Origin of the sequence: Heyndrickxia camelliae (assembly GCF_002844575.1) — a bacterium.
In the GTDB taxonomy this organism is placed as follows: Bacteria; Bacillota; Bacilli; order Bacillales; family Bacillaceae_C; genus Margalitia; species Margalitia camelliae.
In genome coordinates, this window is sequence record NZ_PIQO01000017.1 from 1 (window position 1) to 22,387 (window position 22,387).

General features: G+C 30.2%; 36 protein-coding genes. 34 read left to right on the forward strand and 2 right to left on the reverse strand.

From position 1 onward, the window contains the following. Nucleotides 1-10: 10 nt before the first annotated feature. Entirely contained in the window at nt 11-172 is a 162-nt protein-coding gene (locus CWO92_RS26770) for a hypothetical protein (protein WP_496197112.1), read from the forward strand. Nucleotides 173-493: 321 nt separating this feature from the next. Here the strand turns inward: CWO92_RS26770 and CWO92_RS18210 are convergent, their stop codons facing one another. After that, on the reverse strand, nt 494-703 hold the full coding sequence (locus tag CWO92_RS18210) for a helix-turn-helix domain-containing protein (protein ID WP_101355641.1): 210 nt from the start codon (nt 701-703) through the stop codon (nt 494-496). Between the two features lie 226 nt (nt 704-929). Between CWO92_RS18210 and CWO92_RS18215 the strand changes: the two genes are divergently transcribed. The 25 genes from CWO92_RS18215 (at nt 930) to CWO92_RS18315 (ending at nt 10,970) form a co-directional block, all read left to right on the forward strand. Further along, nucleotides 930-1,130 carry a hypothetical protein gene (locus CWO92_RS18215; protein ID WP_101355642.1) on the forward strand — a complete coding sequence of 67 codons (201 nt, stop codon included), beginning with the start codon at nt 930-932 and terminating at the stop codon, nt 1,128-1,130. A gap of 268 nt (nt 1,131-1,398) precedes the next feature. After that, nucleotides 1,399-1,701: a hypothetical protein gene (locus tag CWO92_RS18220; protein ID WP_101355643.1), complete on the forward strand. Its 303-nt coding sequence runs from the start codon at nt 1,399-1,401 to the stop codon at nt 1,699-1,701. A 29-nt stretch (nt 1,702-1,730) separates the two neighbouring features. Beyond that, nucleotides 1,731-1,928 (forward strand): hypothetical protein, encoded by a 198-nt coding sequence (locus CWO92_RS18225; RefSeq protein WP_101355644.1) that lies wholly within the window; start codon nt 1,731-1,733, stop codon nt 1,926-1,928. A 61-nt stretch (nt 1,929-1,989) separates the two neighbouring features. Next, nucleotides 1,990-2,184 carry a hypothetical protein gene (locus CWO92_RS18230; RefSeq protein ID WP_101355645.1) on the forward strand — a complete coding sequence of 65 codons (195 nt, stop codon included), beginning with the start codon at nt 1,990-1,992 and terminating at the stop codon, nt 2,182-2,184. Nucleotides 2,185-2,240: 56 nt separating this feature from the next. Next, the gene (locus tag CWO92_RS18235; RefSeq protein ID WP_101355646.1) at nt 2,241-2,453 is read left to right on the forward strand and encodes a hypothetical protein; all 213 of its coding nucleotides are present in this window, start codon (nt 2,241-2,243) and stop codon (nt 2,451-2,453) included. A 37-nt stretch (nt 2,454-2,490) separates the two neighbouring features. Beyond that, a complete protein-coding gene (locus CWO92_RS25525) occupies nt 2,491-2,643 on the forward strand; it encodes a hypothetical protein (protein ID WP_165786710.1) in 153 nt (50 codons plus the stop codon). A 58-nt stretch (nt 2,644-2,701) separates the two neighbouring features. Further along, on the forward strand, nt 2,702-3,613 hold the full coding sequence (locus tag CWO92_RS18240; RefSeq protein ID WP_101355647.1) for a hypothetical protein: 912 nt from the start codon (nt 2,702-2,704) through the stop codon (nt 3,611-3,613). Further along, on the forward strand, nt 3,603-3,872 hold the full coding sequence (locus tag CWO92_RS18245; protein ID WP_101355648.1) for a hypothetical protein: 270 nt from the start codon (nt 3,603-3,605) through the stop codon (nt 3,870-3,872). The genes CWO92_RS18240 and CWO92_RS18245 overlap by 11 nt, the downstream gene beginning before the upstream one ends. A gap of 196 nt (nt 3,873-4,068) precedes the next feature. Continuing rightward, nucleotides 4,069-4,311 carry a hypothetical protein gene (locus CWO92_RS18250; RefSeq protein WP_101355649.1) on the forward strand — a complete coding sequence of 81 codons (243 nt, stop codon included), beginning with the start codon at nt 4,069-4,071 and terminating at the stop codon, nt 4,309-4,311. Between the two features lie 40 nt (nt 4,312-4,351). Beyond that, nucleotides 4,352-4,819: a hypothetical protein gene (locus tag CWO92_RS18255; RefSeq protein ID WP_207767812.1), complete on the forward strand. Its 468-nt coding sequence runs from the start codon at nt 4,352-4,354 to the stop codon at nt 4,817-4,819. A gap of 326 nt (nt 4,820-5,145) precedes the next feature. After that, nucleotides 5,146-5,295, forward strand: a complete 150-nt coding sequence (locus CWO92_RS25530; protein WP_165786711.1) for a hypothetical protein — start codon at nt 5,146-5,148, stop codon at nt 5,293-5,295. 44 nt (nt 5,296-5,339) lie between these two features. Beyond that, the gene (locus CWO92_RS18260; protein ID WP_101355650.1) at nt 5,340-5,531 is read left to right on the forward strand and encodes a hypothetical protein; all 192 of its coding nucleotides are present in this window, start codon (nt 5,340-5,342) and stop codon (nt 5,529-5,531) included. 33 nt (nt 5,532-5,564) lie between these two features. Then, complete coding sequence (locus CWO92_RS18265) at nt 5,565-5,828, forward strand: hypothetical protein (RefSeq protein WP_133120580.1); 264 nt, start codon at nt 5,565-5,567, stop codon at nt 5,826-5,828. Nucleotides 5,829-5,924: 96 nt separating this feature from the next. Then, nucleotides 5,925-6,125, forward strand: a complete 201-nt coding sequence (locus tag CWO92_RS18270) for a hypothetical protein (protein WP_235851636.1) — start codon at nt 5,925-5,927, stop codon at nt 6,123-6,125. 56 nt (nt 6,126-6,181) lie between these two features. Continuing rightward, entirely contained in the window at nt 6,182-6,547 is a 366-nt protein-coding gene (locus CWO92_RS18275) for a hypothetical protein (protein ID WP_235851637.1), read from the forward strand. 32 nt (nt 6,548-6,579) lie between these two features. Next, a complete protein-coding gene (locus CWO92_RS25535; protein WP_165786712.1) occupies nt 6,580-6,741 on the forward strand; it encodes a hypothetical protein in 162 nt (53 codons plus the stop codon). A gap of 140 nt (nt 6,742-6,881) precedes the next feature. Continuing rightward, a complete protein-coding gene (locus CWO92_RS18280) occupies nt 6,882-7,259 on the forward strand; it encodes a DUF7448 domain-containing protein (protein ID WP_101355652.1) in 378 nt (125 codons plus the stop codon). A gap of 59 nt (nt 7,260-7,318) precedes the next feature. Further along, nucleotides 7,319-7,570 carry a hypothetical protein gene (locus CWO92_RS18285; RefSeq protein WP_101355653.1) on the forward strand — a complete coding sequence of 84 codons (252 nt, stop codon included), beginning with the start codon at nt 7,319-7,321 and terminating at the stop codon, nt 7,568-7,570. Nucleotides 7,571-7,614: 44 nt separating this feature from the next. Beyond that, entirely contained in the window at nt 7,615-7,827 is a 213-nt protein-coding gene (locus CWO92_RS18290; protein ID WP_101355654.1) for a sporulation protein Cse60, read from the forward strand. A gap of 28 nt (nt 7,828-7,855) precedes the next feature. Then, nucleotides 7,856-8,533 carry a hypothetical protein gene (locus tag CWO92_RS18295; RefSeq protein ID WP_101355655.1) on the forward strand — a complete coding sequence of 226 codons (678 nt, stop codon included), beginning with the start codon at nt 7,856-7,858 and terminating at the stop codon, nt 8,531-8,533. 1 nt (nt 8,534) lies between these two features. Further along, nucleotides 8,535-8,705 (forward strand): hypothetical protein, encoded by a 171-nt coding sequence (locus CWO92_RS25540; protein WP_165786713.1) that lies wholly within the window; start codon nt 8,535-8,537, stop codon nt 8,703-8,705. Between the two features lie 12 nt (nt 8,706-8,717). Beyond that, nucleotides 8,718-9,041, forward strand: coding sequence for a hypothetical protein (locus CWO92_RS18300; protein WP_101355656.1), 324 nt, complete (start codon nt 8,718-8,720; stop codon nt 9,039-9,041). A gap of 34 nt (nt 9,042-9,075) precedes the next feature. Then, the gene (locus CWO92_RS18305) at nt 9,076-9,405 is read left to right on the forward strand and encodes a hypothetical protein (protein WP_101355657.1); all 330 of its coding nucleotides are present in this window, start codon (nt 9,076-9,078) and stop codon (nt 9,403-9,405) included. A 43-nt stretch (nt 9,406-9,448) separates the two neighbouring features. Further along, nucleotides 9,449-9,721, forward strand: coding sequence for a hypothetical protein (locus CWO92_RS18310; protein ID WP_101355658.1), 273 nt, complete (start codon nt 9,449-9,451; stop codon nt 9,719-9,721). Nucleotides 9,722-9,770: 49 nt separating this feature from the next. Then, entirely contained in the window at nt 9,771-10,970 is a 1,200-nt protein-coding gene (locus CWO92_RS18315) for a DNA-methyltransferase (protein ID WP_101355659.1), read from the forward strand. A 69-nt stretch (nt 10,971-11,039) separates the two neighbouring features. Here CWO92_RS18315 and CWO92_RS18320 read toward each other — a convergent pair whose 3' ends face one another. Beyond that, nucleotides 11,040-11,354 carry a hypothetical protein gene (locus CWO92_RS18320; RefSeq protein WP_207767813.1) on the reverse strand — a complete coding sequence of 105 codons (315 nt, stop codon included), beginning with the start codon at nt 11,352-11,354 and terminating at the stop codon, nt 11,040-11,042. Nucleotides 11,355-11,543: 189 nt separating this feature from the next. On the opposite strand from CWO92_RS18320, the gene CWO92_RS18325 reads away from it, so the two are divergent. The 8 genes from CWO92_RS18325 to CWO92_RS18360 all read left to right on the forward strand — a co-directional run bounded on the left by CWO92_RS18325 (nt 11,544) and on the right by CWO92_RS18360 (nt 22,301). Then, the gene (locus CWO92_RS18325; protein ID WP_101355660.1) at nt 11,544-11,861 is read left to right on the forward strand and encodes a YorE family phage-derived protein; all 318 of its coding nucleotides are present in this window, start codon (nt 11,544-11,546) and stop codon (nt 11,859-11,861) included. 214 nt (nt 11,862-12,075) lie between these two features. Beyond that, complete coding sequence (locus CWO92_RS18330; protein ID WP_101355661.1) at nt 12,076-13,110, forward strand: YorF family protein; 1,035 nt, start codon at nt 12,076-12,078, stop codon at nt 13,108-13,110. A 60-nt stretch (nt 13,111-13,170) separates the two neighbouring features. Further along, nucleotides 13,171-14,313, forward strand: a complete 1,143-nt coding sequence (locus tag CWO92_RS18335) for a hypothetical protein (RefSeq protein ID WP_101355662.1) — start codon at nt 13,171-13,173, stop codon at nt 14,311-14,313. Between the two features lie 62 nt (nt 14,314-14,375). Continuing rightward, nucleotides 14,376-15,041: a YorH family phage-derived protein gene (locus CWO92_RS18340; RefSeq protein WP_101355663.1), complete on the forward strand. Its 666-nt coding sequence runs from the start codon at nt 14,376-14,378 to the stop codon at nt 15,039-15,041. Between the two features lie 12 nt (nt 15,042-15,053). Beyond that, a complete protein-coding gene (locus tag CWO92_RS18345; protein ID WP_101355664.1) occupies nt 15,054-16,484 on the forward strand; it encodes a replicative DNA helicase in 1,431 nt (476 codons plus the stop codon). A gap of 15 nt (nt 16,485-16,499) precedes the next feature. Further along, nucleotides 16,500-17,543 (forward strand): toprim domain-containing protein, encoded by a 1,044-nt coding sequence (locus CWO92_RS18350; RefSeq protein WP_101355665.1) that lies wholly within the window; start codon nt 16,500-16,502, stop codon nt 17,541-17,543. 4 nt (nt 17,544-17,547) lie between these two features. Continuing rightward, nucleotides 17,548-19,230 carry a DHH family phosphoesterase gene (locus CWO92_RS18355; RefSeq protein ID WP_101355666.1) on the forward strand — a complete coding sequence of 561 codons (1,683 nt, stop codon included), beginning with the start codon at nt 17,548-17,550 and terminating at the stop codon, nt 19,228-19,230. A gap of 23 nt (nt 19,231-19,253) precedes the next feature. After that, complete coding sequence (locus CWO92_RS18360) at nt 19,254-22,301, forward strand: PHP domain-containing protein (RefSeq protein WP_101355667.1); 3,048 nt, start codon at nt 19,254-19,256, stop codon at nt 22,299-22,301. Nucleotides 22,302-22,387 lie beyond the last annotated feature (86 nt).

The following is a 22,387-nucleotide window of genomic DNA, read 5'->3' on the forward strand; positions in this document are numbered from 1 at the left end:
AAGTGAATTAATTGGTGATAAAGAGGAATTAACACAAGAAGACTTTGAAGTTATAGGTGAAAAATTTAGCTTGAGTAAAGTAATCAATAATGGATATGAATATTATAATACAACCTATTTAAGAGGATATATAAATAAAGATAATATTGATAAATTATATGGAAGTAATTAAACAATAATACAAAATGACTTGAGCCGAAAAAGGCTTGAGCATTACATACAATATAAAAATAAATCAACATGTGAAATAATCCGATTGTATATATAGTAATAATTGGAACGTTGTGGACAATGAATTTCTAAAAATATACATAAATTCCATCATTTTCGACAAGGTTTCAATCAATTCGACAAAAATAGACAATGACAAACGACAATTACATAATTTACAATTATATTACGCTACTTGAAATGATTTCAATATTTCATTAAGACAACGAAAACGTTGTTTGTGGGGTAGTGAATAAGGAGAAATTATCCCTTATCACCGTGTCTACACTTTCCAATCATACAAATCATCAATGTGACATCTAAGCGCATTAGCAATAATTCGAGCATTTTTAAGTGACATTGTTCGCTTATTGTTAATATACTCGCTAAGTTGGTTCCTGTGTATCCCTGTTACAGCTTCAAGATCAACTTGTGTCCATTTACGCTTTTTCAATAACATTGGAAGTAGACACTTTCCGATGGACTGGCTCATCAGAAAGTCCCCCTATGGCATGTCAATTTTACTATTAACTTTGTTTTATTTTAGCAAGTTTTACCAAGGCAAAGCAAGAAATATTTTGTAGTTGCTTGTAAATGTAGGAAATTAGATGTATAATAAAAACACTGATAGGAACAGTTGTTCGTATTTTAAGGAGGTGACTAAGAAAATATCGAACAAGTTAATTCAATATTTAATAATTTTTAGGGGGAGCGATTATATGAAACAATTCTTAGGCACTTTAAAACTAGCAATTTCAAAAGTAATGAATCTGCAATTTAATGACTTTGTGGCAAAGTTTGATAGCATGAATGTTAAGAGTTGTAAGCTTCAAGTAGAATTAATGGATGGTAGTTTACATATGATTGATGTGGATGATCATTTCTTTAAGTGGGAAGAGGAAGAGGATATTGGAAAGTAATAAAGCACCATTCAGATAGGGACTGAATGATGCTCGCTGTCTTTACAGATGTAAAACTTAGAAGTGTCTTACAATTATTAGTTTAACATATGAAACAAATAAAAATCAAATAGAGATAATAGATTATTAGGAAAATTGACTGTCATCATTGTAAAAAATTACAACTCAATGGTGACTTTTTTATTAGAAAAATTCGAAATTTATTCTTGACTTACAAATAAAATTAAATTATCATTATTTATATAGAATCGAATAAAGGGGTTTGGATATGGATGAAATAAAGATTAATAGCATAATAGTTGAAAAGTTGTTGCAGTGGGAACAGGTAAGCTCATATCTTTATAAAACAGAAGAGGGTTATTTTTGTGGAGTATTCAATCCATTTCAGAACGCTGGCGATTTAAAAAAGGTCTTAGTTTTGCTAAAGAATCATAAAATGTTAGTGAACATTCAATTAAACATTTTCAACTTATGGTCATGTGAGATTAATAATGGTGGAAAAGTTGAAGTATATACCGATGAAAAATTAGAAAATGCCATTCTAAATTGCGTTTATAATGTAATTAAATAAATAATTACGTTTGAAAGGTTGTGGTATAGGTGGATTTGATTCAGTCGAAAATTCAAAAGATGATCAACAGTGGTCAAAGAGCCTTAGAGAATCTAAATGAGGGAAATAAGAGGTTAAGTTTAGGGGACTTAGATTACGTTCACGATTATTTAATTGCAGCTAAATGCTTACTTATTGAAGAAATAAAGGAGGATGAGGAAAGTGAAAAGAATCAAGAAAATGATTAAGCGATTATTACATAATGATCTGATGAATTTGGCTTATTAAAAAACAAAAGGAGAGATTTGAATGAGAATAACACAAGAACATTTGGATTTACGCATTTGTGATGTAGAGGTGAATGCTACGAATACAGAGACTTACAGGGAGTTTATACAGGGTAGTGAAGAAGAGTTTGAGTTAATTCCTAAGAATTTGGATGACATGACTGAAAAGCAATTAAATGAGTATATAGGCTTCTTAGATTATTTGTGGGAAAAGTGAGTTACAATATAAGATTCATTTGAATGTAAATTATTTATCTGAAAGGAGGAACGACCATGTGGATTGGAAACCTACATTTAAACATTGTTCGTGGCGATTATAAGTTTTACGAATGGGAGGATGACGGATGGAAAAAGTTTCGTGAAAAAGAGCATGAGTTAAGAATGAATGGTTGGAGAAAGTGTAACCAAGATGATGACTACTTGAATAGATATTTTACATACAAGAGGAAACGAAAAAAAGTGACATTAACTATGTGTTGTTGTTAATAAAAAGATTGATTTATTACAAAAAGGAGGTAAATTAATGTCATTTAATCCACTGAAAGTCTATACAAATAAATGCGATCTTGATTGGACAAAAGGAACATTGCGAATAGTTGAAGATGGAGGACTAACAATATTTCTAATGGAGGAAGAAAATGGGGAGTACTTAGTGCTAAATATCATTAAAGACTAAATCACATTCAAACATACAATTTATTAGAAAAATAAATTAATAAAAAGGAGAGATATAAATGTATAAATCAAATGATTCAACTTTAAAATTGGTAGCGATTAAGACTAAAAGTAAAATATTAATCTCAGATAATATCAACGGTGAAAACTACTTCCATACGAGATTAGATAACTATTTTTATGATGGAGAAAAACCTACTAAAACCTACCATAAAGATTGGTTTGAATTTAAACAAATGCCAACTAAAATTGAAAAACAATTACCAGCAAAAAGAATTAATGAAAGATATGAACTCAAAGAGGGGTTCAGTGAAACTGAATTAACACCTAAAGTTATTAATAAATCATACATAGATGAAGATAGTGATTTTTATGAAGTAAAAGGATTATACGATTTCAAATATGAAACACAGGAAGCTGGTTTTGAAGAAATTCCTTTTGAAATTACAATCGCTGAAGAAATTGATGGCGAGTTTGAAATTGTAAAAATGGAACATGAACCTAAATATAGTTTATTGGACAGAATTACAACTCATCCTGTTTTACTCCAAACAAAGCCTTGTTATCTAACAAAAGAAGAATCATACAGAATTATTCGTAATCATGTAAAGTCAAATATTAATTCTAAATATGCAAGAGTAACGAGTGACTATGACTTTTATTTCACTGTTGAGAAGGTAATAGAACTGTATGAACCACATTCGTATGAAGTTAATGTAAATGCTGCTTACTCTAGACGTAAACCAAAATATGAAAAAAGATACCAAAGAAATAGAACTCAAAAAATCTATGAGGTAGCACCAAAGCCATACAATAGCTATCCAGTTGTCGAACCGTTTACAGGGAAGGATTACACAGATTTGAAAAATAATATCGATACTTTTTTACATAATTTAATGGAAATGATCAATGAACCTGTAGTTGAATGTAAGCATTGTAAAGGAAGAGGGGTTGTTTTAAATGAAAATTAATTTAGATAAAAAATTTATGATAAACGAATTGGATTTACCTTACACAGCAATATTTGATGAAATTACAGATACTTCTCGTTGGAGTATTCATCATAGAATAATTTTTCCATATCAAGGGAAATTTTATGAAGCTTATTACAGAGAAGGTGCTACAGAGATGCAAGATGAAAGTCCGTGGGAGTATGATGAAACCGTTGAATGTACAGAGGTTGAGTTAAAAGAAGTAAAGGTCAAGAAATGGGTAATAAAAGAAGATTAAATTAATAATGAAATGCGAATTTGATATTGATTTTTACTAATAAAGAGGTGAGTAAATGACATTTTGGGACTTTGCGGATAAGAATTCAAACATGTTTTTCTTATTGCTATTCGTGTTTGGTATTTTAGGATTTCTTGCAGTTACTACATTTTTTATATATCGGAAATAAAAGTTCGATTTCATTAGGAGGGATAATATGAAAGTTTATTTGGTTGATGTTGATAATGGGGAGTCATATGAGGATCATAGACATTGGATTGAAAAAGTATTTACTTCATATAGGGGAGCATCCCAATATCTAATAAATGAAGGGTATGAAGTTTATTATCATTATGATTATTCTAATGAAATAGATGTAGATTTTTACTGGCAAGAAAACGATGCATATATGGCAAATTGTAGTTATGCAAGTATAATCGAAAAAGACTTAGAGGAATAATCATTTAAAATTTAGATTTTAACTTAAAAAGGAGAATTAAATGAATACATATTATGCCGGAATTGGTTCTAGAGAAACACCTAAAGATGTATTGGAATATTTCACGAAGATAGCTGCTTACTTCTCTTTAAAAGGATTAACGTTACGATCTGGTGGAGCCGATGGTGCTGACAAATCTTTTGAAAACGGATGTGATCGAGTTAATGGAACTAAAGAAATATACTTACCGTGGAGAGGTTTTGAAAAGTCCAACTCAAAATTAGTTGTATCAAATATTGAAGCTTTTGAGATTGCAGAAAAATTTCATCCAAATTGGAATCGTCTTTCAGATGGTGCGAAAAAACTACAAGCAAGAAACAGTCATCAAGTTTTGGGATATGATCTTGAATCACCTTCTAACTTTATTATCTGTTGGACTAAGAATGGTAAGGGACAGGGAGGAACTGGTCAAGCATTAAGAATTGCAAAAAAGCTACAATATTCCAGTATTCGATGCAGGAAGGTTTAGTTGTATTGAAGATATTAAAGTTAATCTTCGAGAATTCTTATTAGATTACAATATACTATCTGAACAAGATTTAAGTAATAAAAAAAAATTAAAAGTGCAATTTCATGAGAAATGGGGTGAATAAATTGTTTGCAGGTAAAACTATTAAATCTATTAAAAATACAGACTGGAATGAAACAGTAATAGAATTTACGGATGGTATGTTGTTGTCTATAAACACTGATTATTATGGGGGAATTCGAAACAAGTTACTATGTTTACGATGAAAAAGCAGCTCGGTGGAATGAGGTAAATAAGAACAACTTATAATATAAGGAGTAAAAATAATGAGTTTCTCTGAAAAGGAAATAGATACCCTACACAATACGACTATTTTTGAATTAGCAATGCGATTAGAAGATGATCTAGCTCACAGTTGCAGATTAGATGGAAGTATAACTGTCTATGAGTATATAAAGAATTATCTGCATGATTAGTATAAGGATAAAAGCGTGATTTTAAATTAAGGGAGGTAAAAATTATGAGTCAAGTTATTTTATGGGTTGATCAAACCTCGTTTAAAAGGCTAGTGAGAGGAGAAGAGTTTGCAGCACGGCATGACCAAAGTACGATGGAAAATATACAAATTATTGTTCCAACATCTGCAGTCTCAACTTTTGAGGAAAAAGAGGATGGAATCCAATTTAACATTTTTAAGAAAGAATTATGGTGATCAAAGAGTTATTTTAATAGAAAAGGAGATTAATTGATGAATGAATTCTTAATCAGATTGAGGAAAAGTGTATTTACAACACTAACTTTAATAATTACTACGGTATTTATGCTAATTATAGCATTGGTAATTATTGGTGTAATATTATTCTTACCAGTTTGGGTACTCTCATTTTTGATAGGGGATAATGCATACTATTGGATCATTTTAGCATTAATTACATTTCCAATTATTGCTGAATGGAATACAATCATTAAGTGGTTGAAATGGCAATTTATTGAGCCATTTAAAAAGTAATACCATAAAAGCAAGGTTTTAATGGAAAATAATTCTTGACTTAATAATAAAATTAAATTACTATAAAAGTACAATAATTGAAGGAGGGGAAAAGTTATGAATATGAGTAACGAAGAAAAAGAAATATTACGGCAACAAGCAATTGAGTCTAATGAGAGGAGAATATCTCATTTAGAAACATTTTTAGAAGGACTCCCACTTGATACAGATATAAATAAAACTGTGGCACTGGAATTAGGGACAGCTATCATGTTTATAGAACAAGATACAGAAAAACTTAAACAGTATATCTTTTAGTTTAATAAAATGATCATTCAGATAAGAACCATGATGCGAAGTAAAGGAGTGAGAATATGGAGCAATTAAAAATCAAAATCTATCAATGTGGTAAAACAGGTGAATTATTTGCGAGTACAGAGAGTTGGCACAAATGTGATTGCGAAAAGAAACTTATTGCTGAAACTCACGAAGGTCATACTCTAACTTGGTCAAATGGTCAAGAATGGGGAGAAATAGAACATCCCCACTTAGGTAAAGTTATGACTTATTGGCAAAAAGGGACTCCATGTTACGACACATATACCGCACCAATAGTTGACGGAGATGGGTGTTTAATAGTATTTCGATTTGACCATGACGAGGGTTACTGGGTAGATGAATCTGTGATTAATATGGGTTACTACAACGGAATTGATACCGCATCATTCGGTGGTTACTAAAAGCCGTAGTACGAAGAGAAAGGAGATTGAAAATGGCGAAGTATTGGGAATGCAAGTATTGTGATAATTCGTTTCCACCACGAAATTTTGATGGAGATATGGTTTGTAGTAAATGTGGAGCTGAATGGGAAGATGCAAAGGTTTTAGTAGAATATGACGATGACGAATTTGAGGATTTTGAAGACGAGTATTAATGTCGCATTTCAAAGATGATGTTTATTAAAAGTTTGTGAATTTGATAGTGAAGCAAACCTTATTAAATCAACATTTAAAAATTAAATTCACAAACTTAATTAAGATAAAAACAGACTTTTATTATAAGGAGGAATTTTAAATGAATTACGGTGATTTGAAGGATTTGAATAAACATTTACTTTATAAACGCATTGTTGAATGGAACGAAGACAAACTTGTACTAGATGATGGTACAATTGTCACACTTGAGGAAAGTGAACAAGATTGCTGTGCAAGTGCAAGCGGTAAATTCAGTAATGTTAAATTAGATGCTGTAATTACAAATGTAGAAGTTGGTGAGCAGATCAATATTCCAAATGATGATACGACTATAAATGAAGTTAAAGTTACTTTATTCCACAATCAAAATCCGATTGCTTTGGCAGAAATGCCAGCAGTTGCAGGTAACGGAGGCTATTACTATTCAGTAGGTTCATTTGTTGTGAACGGCATACATTTTCCGATTGTAGAAGCTTAATATTTATGAAATATGTAATAAATTTATCTTTATATTGTAATTTGGATGGGAGGGTTCGTATGAACAGAGAACGATGGGTACTAAAAACTAATCATAATAGATATGTCAGTATTCCTTATATACTGAGTGGTGGATTTAGAAGTTATCTCGATGATAAACCAGTTTGGAATAAGACAAGAACTTTCCATTCACAAGAGGAAGCAGAAGAATACTTGGAAAAATATTTGTCACCATCCACTCCATATTATGTGGATAGATATTCCTTTAAGGATGGAGAAAAGTTAGAAACAGTTGAGAAGGTTTTTGTGTAATTAAAATAAATGAATGTTTTTATTAGGAAAGAAGGGATTATTTTATGTTAAAAACCAAATTAATTTATGCTTCAACTGAAAATTATGGTAAACCTAACTCAGTGTATAGAGACATAGATTTCAATATTAATAAGTTTATTGATGAAGAAAATATTGATGAGAGTAATTTAATTGATATTAAATATTCCCTAATTGGTTATTTTCATAACGAAGAAGGACAACTTGAAGGATCGGCTTTGATTGTTTATAGGAAATAAATTGATAATAAAAAAGGAGAATGATATTATGCTATTTAATCGAAATGAACCTGTATTTGGAAAACCAATTGAACAACCTTCACAAGAACTAGTAAAAAATACTTTGGGATTACATAATGCTTCACTTGAAGATGCTTTGAAATATGGTGGTGATTTAACTAGAGCTGCGATTGGATCAATGAATTTAACAATGAAAAAGAAATACATAATTGTAGATACAAAAATTCATATGCTAATACCGGGAATGTGTCCTGCTATTCCGGGATGGCATACAGATGGAGTACCTAGAGGGGCAAACTTAGATCCTACAGCAAAACAAGCGCCGAATATTCATGCACAAGAAGAAATGGATAGTCCAATATTTCATTTATTAGTAACAGGAACATCATGTTTAACTAAATTTATTAAAGATAGAAATATTGATTTAGCAGTACCTGATGAACCTGATACAAAATTATATAAAATGGTTTCTTCACAAGTTAATCAAAAAGTATTAAATGGTGAATTAGAAACATACGAAGCACCTTCTTGTGTTCCTGTAATGTGGGATTGGTGGGAAGTTCACACTGGCATTCCAGCTAAGCATCATGAATGGAGATTCTTAATAAGAGTTACTGAATCTGATATTCAACAACCGAAAACTGATCTGAGAGACATTATTCGAACTCAACAACAAGGTTATATGCCTATGGAATTTGGATGGTAATATGACAAGGATTAAGGATCTTTACAAGAAACACTTAAACGGTCATAAATTTAAAGAATTAAATGAACATGGATTGGATTTAAATATCAAACATCCGTCTGAACTAATCGGAAACAATCCAATTATGCAGCAAATGGCAAGTAAACATTCGAAGTATCTTAATAAGAATTAAGGAGGAAGCCAAATGTTAATTGAACTAAAAGACGGTGGAATTACAGAAATCTACACAGATAGAGAATCATATGGTGGTTGTGATACTTGTGACTGGGGAAGTCAATACATAAATGAATTTAGAGTTGAAATGACTACAGGAAATATTAAAGTAGAGATTGATCAAATGTATGACTATGCTGTTTCCGAGGATTATTTGATGAAATTATTTTTCACGAATATAGATTTAATTAAATCATTTACAGAAACGGAGTTTTTCAATTGGATTGAATCACAATTAACAAAAGACTTTAATGAACAAGTGGAGAAACTAAAAATTGAATTTGTGAGCAAATAAATGTGACATTTTAATAGAATAGGATGAGATAAAAATGAAGACAATTAAGGAATTTGAATATAATGGTTATCAAGTTGTTATCAAGGCAAATTTCTCATGGAACGGATGGCATGCCGTAAACTGTGTAGATTTTACAACTTTTATATTGAAAGATGAGAAGGTATTAAAAGAATACGTGGATTCGGCTTATGAGGACAAACCATATCGAATATTATTCTGGACTGTAAAGCCAAAAAGAAATTTAAGAGAATTAGCTGAAATAGTATTAAATGATTCGATTAACTATGCAAAGAAATGGATTAATAGGCGTTCATATGAAAGTAAGATGACAAATGGATTATTGGAGAGCTTGGATTCACTTTAAAACGACAAGTTAAATTAAATAAATATAAAAGGAGTTATAAAAAATGACTTATTCAAAACCGAGTTTATTAGATTTTGTAAATAATAGTGGAAAATATCTTGCATTAATGAATGATAGAGGAAATGAAGTTACTCGATATCTTACTTTCTTTATTGTGAGTGATAAAAATAAGGCTACTGAAGAAATAGAAAGCATAATCAATGATTTAGGACAATGTTCTAAGACCATCTACAATTATGACAGAGTTGATTATTTTATTGAAGGATTAGGGTGGTTTTATTTAGTTGATTATACAAACGGAGTTATCGAATGTTAATGAAATGTTGTTTTTATATTAAATAAATTAATGGTTTAGGAGGAATCTAATGTTAAAAATTAATAACGTATATCAGGGTGACTCATTAGAACTACTCAAACAATTAGATGATAATTCTATAGATTCAATTGTAACTGATCCACCATATGAATTAGGATTCATGGGTAAGTCGTGGGATAAAACAGGAATTGCTTATAATATTGACTTATGGAAAGAGTGCCTAAGAGCATTAAAACCTGGCGGTCATCTATTAGCATTTGGAGGAACACGTACATATCACAGAATGGCCTGTGCAATTGAAGATGCTGGATTTGAAATTAGGGATCAAATTCAATGGATTTATGGGAGTGGGTTTCCTAAGTCATATAATATAAGCAAAGGTATTGATAAAAAATTTGGTGCTGAAAGAGAGATAGTTGGGAAAAGGGTTCATCCAACATTAAAAAATGAACCGAATGTTAAGTCGAAAGCTTATCATGTTGAAACTTTAAATAGTAATAAAAATATGGAGTCATGGGACATTACGGCACCATCAACAGATTTAGCAAAACATTGGGATGGATGGGGAACTGCTCTAAAGCCTGCTAATGAACCAATTGTTATGGCAAGGAAACCTTTGAGTGAAAAATCTATTGTTGACAATGTTCTTAGATGGAAAACTGGTGGTATCAATATTGATGATTCTAGGATTGAAGGTACATATGATAATTCAGGAAGATCAAACAGAACAGTAGATTATGTTGATGACACACAAGTTGCTAATAAAAAAGCCGGAATGAAGACAAGAGCTGATGCAAATGAACTAGGAAGATTTCCTGCTAATATTATTTTTGATGAGGAAGCTGCTTCTATTCTTGATGAGCAGAGTGGAACTTTAAAAAGTGGCTTCATGAAAGCTGGTCATCCATATGGAAAAGGTGATGGTCAAAATGTTTACGGAAAATTAACAGGGTTTACAAAAAAAGATACGCATGGGGATTCTGGTGGGGCTTCGAGATTCTTTTATTGTGCAAAAGCAGCAAAAAAGGAAAAAGGAAAATTTAATAATCATCCAACAGTTAAACCGATGAAATTAATGGAGTATTTAGTTAGATTAATAACTCCAGAGAATGGAATAGTACTAGACCCTTTTGCTGGAAGTGGTACAACTTTATTAGCTTGTATTAATATGCAAAAGAATTACATAGGATTTGAATTAAGTCAAGAGTACGTTGATATTATAAATCAGAGAATACATAATTTAGCATAATTATTAATTAAATACATAATAAAATGATGATTTCATTAAAAAAGAAAAGAGATGAAATGAATTCATCTCCTATAAATCTAATTTTCTAACAATATATTCTTCAGTAGCTTGATCTATCATGTCTTGCCAAGTATTGAATTCAGTGTTGGATTTAACATAAATGTCCCATTCATCATCGGGAATTGCTTTAAAGTCTTCAGAGGTTTCTACGGTGAATTTTGATTTGTCTAACATTTCGTCAAAAGAAGTGTGTGTTTTCATGAATGAATCTGTAAAAAGTTCAGCGAAGGATACTGATGTTGTTTGTTCAAGTTCTTTAGCATTTCTTTCTAATTGTTTAAGTTGTTTTTGAAGCTTATCAAAGCCTTTAATTTTAATACCCATATTATCACCTCCTTATTGAGGTTAGATAAGGACAATGATCACACAAGTTCTAATGTTCTTGCGAGGTGGAAAGAGTTAGCTGCATATATTGAAAATAAATAATAAAAATAAATTAACAAATACAGTTGACAATATATAATTAAATTGCTAATATTAATAATGTACCCAATAACGAAAGGAAGTGAAAATATGAAACTATTAAGATTAAAACCAGAAGTTTACGAGTATTATAGGACAAAGGTTAAAGGCAACAAAGATATCTCATATGATCAAGCTTGTAAGAAATTAACTAGAAATGTTCAATGTGCAACAGAACTTGAGCCAAGAAATGACTTCGAAAAGGAAATAGGAAATAAAGCTTATCTCTATGGTAACCTGTTTATAGTAGTTAGAAAAGGTAGAGTTGTATATTTGAAGAATCATAGTAAATTAAAAAGTAAGCATGGTTGGTATTTTGATGCTAAGAAGTACATAACATTATCAAACGAGTTAGGAATTGTTAGTTAAATAATAAAATTAAATTATATATTGAAAGGTGGTGAGGTCGAATTGTTAACTACACGACAGACTCTAATTGGGAGAAGTCCACCAAAATAAACACGCTCAATCTCACTCGTACTCTCTCATGCTCACTCGCATGAAGTTGAAATTCACATAAAAGAGATTTTTTATCGTAATACATAAAAAAATTGATAAGGAATAAGAGGAGGAAATTATTAATATGGCTAAAACAAAACATGGCTTACCACAAACAAGAGGATTTTTTCAAATCAAAGGATTAGCTACTGGACTACAAAGAGATGGTGCTTTAAAAACTCATACATATGATAGTGGAAGTACAAAAAAAACTTTAAACTTTGGTTTAAAAACTAATGAGGATTCAACTGTATATGTTCAAGTAGAAGGATATAAAAATAAGGATGTTTATCTATTTAAACAATCAGAAACAAAAGGTCAAGCAGGTGAACAAAAAGTAGTACCTTGGGATAAAAAATATGACTATGAAGATCAAGGTTTTAATGTTATTGGGGTTAAGGTTGGTCTTGAAAAAGATGAGAACGGAAAAAATATTATTAATAATCTGATCGATTTTGATGCTGCGGAAGAAATAAGTAATGCTTTGAAAGATGATACTTCAATATTTGTAAGAGGAGATTTAGATTATTCTTCATTTACCAATGATCAGGGAGAAGTAAAGCGAAGTAAGAAATTTCTAGTGAAGAATCTTTATTTAGCTAAAGATATTGATTTTGAAGCTGAAGACTATAAAGAAATATCAGACTTTAAACAAAAAATTATTTTTACAGGAATTCAAAAATCTGATGATAAAGGTGAAACAAAGTTTGTTGTAGAAGCTAAAATTGTTACAAGGAATTCCATTGAAGATACTGAGTTCATTGTTTATAACACTGCACTTGCAAATCAATTTAGAAAATCACTCAAACCATTTACCGCAATCGATATTTGGGGAAATATTGTTAATAAAGTTGATGCTGATGATGTACAGGAATCAAAGGCTGTTTGGGGAGAAACTGATTCATTTAAACGTGTAAATAATAACTATATTAGAGAGTTAGTTATTACTGGAGCAGATCCAGAATCAATTGATACTGAAACGTTTACTGAGGAAAATATACAAAATGCAATCCAAAAATTAAAATCAGAAGGACAAGTTAATAAGACTAAGAAAGAAGAAGGTTCATGGGGTGATGCAACAGAAAGCGTAGAAATTAGTGATGATGATCTTCCATGGTAATATAAAAATAAATTAATGTAAATTATAAAAAACTTATAATGTAATAGGAGTGATTACATAGTGGCAGTAGCAAAAAGAGGTAGTGCAGTTAAAAAAGGTTTAAAATTCTTTGTATTTGGTGAAGCAGGGACTTGGAAATCTTCATTTTCACTAGATTTCATGAAGATGAAAAATGAGGATGGTCGTCCACTACGAGTATTGTATATTGATTGTGAAACTGGTAGCGTTGATAACTATTTAGAAGATTTAGAGGATCAAGGTATTGATCTTAACAATTTACTTCTGGTTTATACAACAACGTATGCTGAAGTTGAAGAGTGGGCAACAAAGGCAATGAATGAGGAAGAATTGATGATTGAGAATGAAGATGGAGATTTAGAAGTTGTTTTAGATGCAGATGGTAACCCATTTGTTGCTGATGTAATTATTGTTGATGGTATTACTGTAATCAGTGATAATGTGAAATTTGCTGCAATCAATGTCTCTGAGAAACGTGCAAAATTAAAAGCAAAGTCTCAGGAAAAAACAGCTACAGAACAATTTGTTGCAGAAGCTACCGCAGGTCTTGAGTTTAAAGATCACGATAAGATTAAAATGAAGGGTAAAAATCTTTTACGTAGTTTGATTACTGGAACTGATAAATATGTTGTTGTAACTTCTAGAGAAAAAACGAAAAAAGTAATGTCTAATGTTGATGGAAAAATGCAACTAGTTGAGGTTGGTAAAATTCCTGATACATGGGATGGTGCAGAATATGAATTCTATACGGTTCTGAGACATTTTGAAGATGAAGATGGGACAATTAAAGCTCAAATTATGAGAAAAGATCGTACAAAAGTGTTTCAACAAAATGAAATTATTGATGAACCAACACCTTTATATTGGCAAGAGGTCATTACTAAGAATAAAGGGAAAGCATCAAATGTATTGAAAGATCGATATGAAGATTCGATTAGTAAAGATGAAGAGGTAATTGCTAAAGGTATTACAAAAAACCAAGATACAACACCTATAGAGGTAAATACTGAGCCACAAACAGTAGAGGATTATAGAAAAGAAATTCAAAAGGCGATAGATTCATTGTCACCATCTAAAAAGAAGGCATTAAGACCAAAATTATCAAAAGCTGGACTTGATTTAGACTTTAATGCAATTGAAAAAATAGAAGACCTTAAGAAATTTTTATCATTAGCAACTGAATAATTAATTAAATAGGAGAGAGTGATATATTATTCTCTCCTATTGTTTTAATAGGGGTGAAGAATATGTTATTGAAATGTAATTATTGTGATCCAAAAATATCGAAGGAAATGAAAGCAAATGGAATAAAACCAATAAAGACAATTAATACATCTAGTGATCAATATATTAAAGATGAAAAAGGAAAGTATTATCATGTTGAATGTTATGTTCAGCACCTAATAAAAAAGAAATATACAGAAGAAGAGGCGCGTAAAAAATTAGAAGAAAGGATGGAAATAACAAAAAATGAAATTCAAGAAACGTTAGACAGAGATGAGTTTTTTCAATGGATTAAAAACTACTATGATAGTTCCTTGCCATCATATTTCTGTATGAAGGTATCTGAGATTGTTAAAGGTACGCATGATCAAGTAAATGAACCAATTTCGTATGTAACGTTATTAGATATTTATAGAACAATGGCTGTCTATCTACATAAAAATGCAATGAAGAAAAATTTTAAAAAAACAGGACAAAGAATGAATTATGATTTAGCTGTAGTCATTGGAAATTACGGAGACTATAAGAAATATAAAGAAAGAGAAAGACAATCTAATTTATCAAAAATCGATATTGAATCTAAAATACATGAATCAAAAAATTACTCCAATATTATTAAGAAAGTAAATAAAAAAGATAAGAATGATGAATTTGACTTATTAGATGTAATGGATGAATTATTGCTATAAGGTGGGGTTACATTGGCAGAAGATATTAGAGATAACTTTGACTTGGCAACAGAAGCGTTATTAGTTGGGGCTATTTATTCAAAACCAATATTGTACGTTGATTATTCTGAGTTAATTAAATCAAAATATGATTTTTATGATGAAGATGTAAGATTCTTATATGATATGTTTGCTCTTTACTATCAAACATTTTCACAGGAAATAAACGAATCAAAGATTACTATTTTTATGCAACAAGAACAAGAAAGATTTAAGCAATTTAAGTCAATTGGTGGATGGAAAACAATAGAACGAAGTATGGAATTATCAGATCCAAGTGATATAAAAAAGTATTTTGATATCGTTAAGAAATATTCATTGGTAAGAGAATTTGAACGAAAAGGATTCCCAATTCAGAAGGTATTACAACATCCTAAGTTCACTCAAATGAAAGCAGAAGATATTGTAAGATCAATGAGATTTAATGTTGATAATATCAATACAGTTATCGGTGGAGGAAAAAGTTCTGTAATCTTGGGAAAGAAATTTTCTAATAAATTAACACAATGGCGTGAATCTCCTGATATGGGAGCAACTATTCCGTTTGACATGTGGAATAAATATTTTCGTGGGCTAAGAAAGAAAAAAGTATTAGTTGATGGAATGCTTTCTAACGAAGGAAAAAGTAGAAGGATGGCTAAAGTTGTAAACTTTATGGGTGTTCTTAATCAAATTCCAATTTTGGTATTAGTAAATGAACAGGATGAAGATGAATGGTATGCAATGCAAGCAAGTACAATTTGCAATAATTACGAGTTTAATTTCTTAAATAAAGAAAAAAAGTCTGGATTAATTGATATTAGAGAAGCTGATATTTTAATGGGTAATTACCAATCAGAAGAAGACTTCAGGTTTATTTCAGAAACAGTCGGTGATTGGATAGCTGCAAGATCAAAGATATTTTTCTTGGAATTAAATAAATACTCTGATGAAGACTTAGAACGTGAAATAAAGAAGCATGTTCTTGGTTTAGGTGTTCAATACGTTTTTTATGATACTTTAAAAGGTTATAAAACAGACCAGTGGGAAACAGTCAAACAAACAACAACCCATATTAAAAATATCTGTAATGAAATGAATATAGGGGCATATGTCACTATTCAGCTTACAGATGAAACACATTTCATTGATATTTTTGATCTAACATCAAATAATATTGCAAATGCAAAGCAGCTTTATCATGTAGTAGATCATATGGTACTAGAAAAAAGATTAGCTCCAAAAGATTACGGAAAATACATGATTAAGAATGAATGGGGAGAATATCCTTTAGATATTAATAAAACATATTACGGACAAAAGATTGCTAAAAACCGTGGAGAGGGAAAGGGAAGTGTTTTAGTAACGGAAGTAGATTTAGATCGGAATAAATGGATAGAAAAAGGCTTTTTAATTAAATCTTAGGCTAGGTGGTTTTAATTGGATGCATTAGATTTAAAGGAAAGAATTATAAACGATGATAAAATTATTGATGTCTTAGAAGCGCTTGGAATGCACCATATTAATCCTAATAATTCAAAATACATAACTTGTGGAATGCCGGATGGAGATAGAATAAACTCTACTGTAATTTATACAGATAATCTTCATGTAGATGCTTATACGAGAAACATTATCGATCCTTATGGTGGAAGCGACATAATATCGTTAGTGTCTTTTATTAATGGGACTTATATTACTGAAAGTATTAAGTGGTTGTGTGATGTATGTGAATATGATTATTATGGTCAAGAAATAAAGAAATCTAAATTTGCTGAGTGGATTAGAGATATGTGGAAAGTATCTCAGGAAAGTAAAGATGAAGATAGTGAGAAATTAAAACCTCTTGATGAAAGGATATTAAATTACTATGGTAATTATGTAAATGATTTATTTGAAAAGGATGGAATTAGTTATGAAACACAAATCGAATTCGAATTAGGTTATGACCTTTTTTACCATATGGTAACTATACCAATTAGAGATGAGTTAAACTTTTTAGTTGGTGTTAAAGGCAGGTTATTTAAGGAAAAAGTAAATGATGACGAAAATAAATATCTTTATTTACATTCATGTGCTAAATCAAAAGTTCTATTTGGATTAAATAAAACCAAGCAATACATAAAAGAGAGACAAGAAGTAATTGTTGTGGAAAGTGAAAAGGCAGTAATGCAACTTTGGACATTAGGTATAAAAAATGCTGTTGCAATTGGCGGACATATTTTATCGCCTACTCAAGTAAAAAAACTGACTTATTTAAATGTGCCAATTGTAATAGCTTATGATCAAGGTGCTGAAATCGGTAAAGATGGAAAAGTTGATAAAACTTTTTATCCAAATGAGTTTAATAAATTTCTAGAGAATCAAACCGTATATTGTCTTTATGATAAAGCTGGAAAAATTCTTAATGAAAAAGAAAGTCCAAGTGATAATCCTTTAAAATGGGAAGCACTTTATAAAAATAAATTTAAGGTGAGAGGTTGATTTAATGTTCAAATATCGCCTAATTGGAGATAATGACTACATATTTGATGTTAAAGGAACAATTGCAAAAAATCGTGGAATTACTGATATTGATGAATACTTGAATTTAGATCATTCAGTAGAGATTCCTTGGCGAAAACTAATTAATGTTGAGAAAGCAATAAATTGTATTGGAAGACATATTGAAGAGAAATCAAAAATTTACATTGTAATTGATGCTGATACAGATGGTTATACAAGTGGAAGCATAATTTATCAATATATCAAATTGCAAGACAATGAGATTGATATTCAATGGCATGTTCACAAAGAAAAGAAACATGGAATAAAAGATGTTGTTATACCGGAAGATGTGGATTTAGTGATTATACCGGATTCTTCTAGTGATGAACATGATATACATAAAGAATTAAGTGAAAGAGGAATTGAAGTTGTTGTTATAGATCATCACGAAATTGAATTAGGTGAAAGTCCATATGCAATTGTAGTAAATCCTCAACTTGGAGGTGGAAACAATCTCTCCCTAAGTGCTGCAGGTGTAGTTTATAAAGTTTGCAAAGGATTAGATGTGTATTTTTGGACTAATTATGCAGATTATTTTTTAGATTTAGTTGCCCTAGGGAATATAGCCGATTCTATGTCTATGAAAGAAAAAGAAACGAGATATTATGTAAATAGAGGTTTAAATGAAATTAATAATGATTTTTTTAGGGCATTAATCAAACAACAAGAATATTCATTGAATGGAAAAATAAATCCGACTTCTGTTGGATTTTATATTTCACCGTTGATTAATGCAGTAACCAGAATTGGTAGTTTACAAGACAGAATTGATATGTTTAAAGCATTTATTGGCACTAAGGAACGTGTTCCTTATAAACCAAGAGGGTCAGATGAAATATTAGTACCATTAGTTGATGATATGGCAAGACGATGTTACAACGCAAAAAATAAACAAAACAGAATGAGAGATAAAATTGCTGTAGAAATAGTAGAAAAAGTTACAAATGAAGAACTTTATAAAAATAAGGTTATTATTGTTCATGGAATTGAAATGGAAAATGGTTTAACTGGCTTAATAGCTAATCATATTTCATCAAAATTTAAAAGACCATCATTAATTCTTAGTGGCAAGAATGAAAAAGGAAATCTAAAAGGCAGTGCCAGAGGATATGATCAAAGTGGATTTAAGGAATTGAAAGATATTGTGTTACAAACAGGATTATTTGAAATGGCAAAAGGACATTCATCTGCATTTGGACTAGAGATAAAGGAGGAAAATATACAAGCAGCAAATAAAGCTTTAAATGAATTATTGAAAGACGTTTCTTTTGAAGATATCTATGAAATTGACTTTGAAATCCCATATACATCTTTAAACAAAAGCATTTTAAAAGAAATTTGTGAGTTAGAAGGTTTATGGGGAAAAGGATTAGAGGAAACTTTAATATTAGTGAAAAATATTGAGATAGATAAAGTTGAATTACATTTAATAGGGAAAAAAGAGGATACGATTTCAATTAAACATAATGAAATTGAGTTTATTATGTTTAGACAATCTAGTGATATCTTTCAACAAATGCAAAATGCTGAAACAATAGAATTAGTAGGGAAAGCAAAAGTTAATGAATATAAAGGTAATGTGAATTATCAAATATACATAGACGATTTTAATATATTAAATTAAATGGATAATAAGGATGTGAGTAAATGAGATATAATAATTACCACAAACATACACACTACAGTAACATTATTACACCAGACTGTATAGTGAAACCAGTTGATTATGCTAAACGCGCTATTGAATTAGGACATACTTCAATATGTACAACTGAACATGGATATGCTGGAAATGTATTTGAATATTATGATGTAGCTAAAGAATATGGTTTAAAGTTTGTCTTTGGGATCGAATATTATTATGTTGATGATCGTTTTGAAAAGGATAAATCAAATTCTCATTTAATGATCTTAGCAAGAAATCAAAATGGTATGAAACAAATGCAACGTATTATGTCTGAAGCAAATAAAACAGGGTATTATTATAAACCTAGGATAGACAGAGAATTATTATTTCAACTAAATCCCAATGATGTTGTTGTTACCTCGACCTGTGTAATTAGTTACGTTAATAAACATGATGAATATGAAGATAATTTCATTAAGCCACTACATCATTATTTTGGTGATAATTTTTACTTAGAATTACATGATAATACTCACCCAATGCAAGTTGAATACAATAAGAAAATTCTTGCTTTACATCAGAAATATGATATTCCTTTCATTCATGCAACTGATTCACATTACATCTATCCAGAGCAAGATAAAGACAGAACAGAATTTTTAAATGGAAAAAATATTTACTATCCAGAGGAAGAAGGATTTATTTTAGATTATCCTGACTCAGACACGATTTTTCAAAGATATGAAGAACAAGGAGTATTTACAAGGGGTCAAGTTGAATCTGCTCTTAGAAATACATTGATTATTGATGATTTCGAGGATATTAAAATGGATAAAGAAATAAAAATGCCATCTATATATCCAAAGTTAACTCATGAAGAGAAGGTAGAAAAACTAAAAAAAATAATAAAGAACGAATGGGAAAAAGATAAAAAAGAAATCCCTAAAGAAAAGCATCACAAATATTTAGATGCTATAACTTTTGAAACAAACATAATTGAAGAAACAAAAATGGAGGATTATTTCTTATTAAACTATGAAATTATTAAAAAAGCTAAAGAAAAGGGTGGGGTATTAACTCGAACAGGGAGAGGTTCTGCTCCGTCATTTTACATAAACAAATTATTGGGATTTACTGAGATTGACAGATTAGATGCTCCTGTAACACTTTATCCAACTAGATTTATGAGTAAATCTAGGATATTGGAAACAAAGAGTTTACCGGATATCGATTTTAATACTGCCGATCCAGTTCCATTCATCGAGGCTGCTAAAGAAACTATTGGTGAGGATAATATTTACTATATGGTTGCATATGGAAAGATGAAAGAGAGTGCAGCTTTTAGAAATCTATGTAGAGCAAGAGATTTAAAAATGCAGGAATATAATGATGTGGCAAAAGATTTAGATCGATATAAAGATGATGTAAAGTGGAAAGATTTAATTAAGGAATCTGAAAAATTCATTGATGTTATAGATTCTATTTCCCCTCATCCTTGTGCATTTTTGTTATTGGATAAACCTATTTCAGAAGAAATTGGAGTAATAAAAGTTGGAGATGAATTATGTGCATTAATTGATTCTGGAACATCAGATTATTGGAAGTTCCTTAAAAATGACTTCTTAACAGTAACTGTGTGGGGGATTATTTCTGATGTTTACAACATGATTGAACAACCAATCAATAATATACGTGAATTAAATAAACTTACAGTAGATGATCAAAAGATATGGGATTTATATGCAGATGGTATTACTGCAACATTGAATCAAACCGGAACAGATTCAGCTACGCCTCAAGTTATGAGGTATAAACCTAATTCAGTAAGGGAATTATCAGCATTTGTAGCTGGTATACGTCCTTCATTTGAAAGTATGAAACATTTATTGTTAGACAGACAACCATTTTCATATGGAATTCCTGAATTTGATGAGATTCTAAGGGAATCAGACAATTTTGTATTGTACCAAGAAAACATCATGGCTACACTTGTTTACGCAGGTTTTCCAGAGGATGAAACTTATGGACTTTTAAAGGCTATCGCCAAAAAGAAACCGGGAATAATTGAACCGATTTATGAAAGGTTTGTTAATGGATTTATTGAGAAAACAGGTAGCCCAGATAATGCTGAAAAAGTATGGAAAATCATTGAGGATGCTGTAAGATATGGATTTAATTCAAGTCACTCATTATCGGTTGCTTACGATTCATTATATGGAGCATATTTAAAGGCAAATTTCCCACTTGAGTATTACGCAGTCATACTAAATAAATATGAAGGCGATACAGATATGACTGATAAAATTTACAAAGAATTAAGGTATTTTAATATAGGAGTAATACCAGCAGAATTCGGTAAAGCGAGATCAAAATATTCTGTTGATAAGAACAAGAATCAGATTGTAAAAGGGTTATCATCAATAAAATTTTTAAATGATCAAGTATCTGAAATGTTGTATGTAATGTCACAAGAAAATACTTATGATGATTTTCTGTCATTGTTAATTGATATTGAGGAAAATACATCAGTAAATTCAAGACAAATGGAAATTTTAATTAAACTAGATTATTTTAAGGCATTTGGCAAAAGCAAATACTTAAATGAAATCTATATGAAATTTAAAGAAAGATATAAGAAAACACATAAAGATAAAACAAAGAATGAAAGATTAAAAGAAATCAAAGAGTATATTTCAACTTTGGAAAATGAAGATATCCCAATCCAAGAGAAAATACTTTTTGAGAAGGAAGTATTAGGATATGGTCAAACCACCTTTCCGAAAGTAAGTAAAGCATATGCAATGGTAGTAGATTTAGATACAAAATACTCACCAAAAATAACTCTATATATTATGAACAACGGGGTAGAGGTTCAACTAAAAGTAAGTAAAGCGAATTTCTATGATCAAAATGGAGACTATATGATAAATAAAGGAGATATAATTAAGGTCTTAAAAGTCAACAAAAGACCAAAAAGTCAAAAGATTGATGGGAAATGGGTTCCTACAGATATAATGGAAGATTGGTTGTATTCATGGGAGATGTCGAGAAAATATAAAGTAAGTTAAATCTAAGCTTTTATCATGTTATAAATATAAATTAAATTAATGTATTGATAATTTAATAGTTACATATTATAATTAAATTAATATAA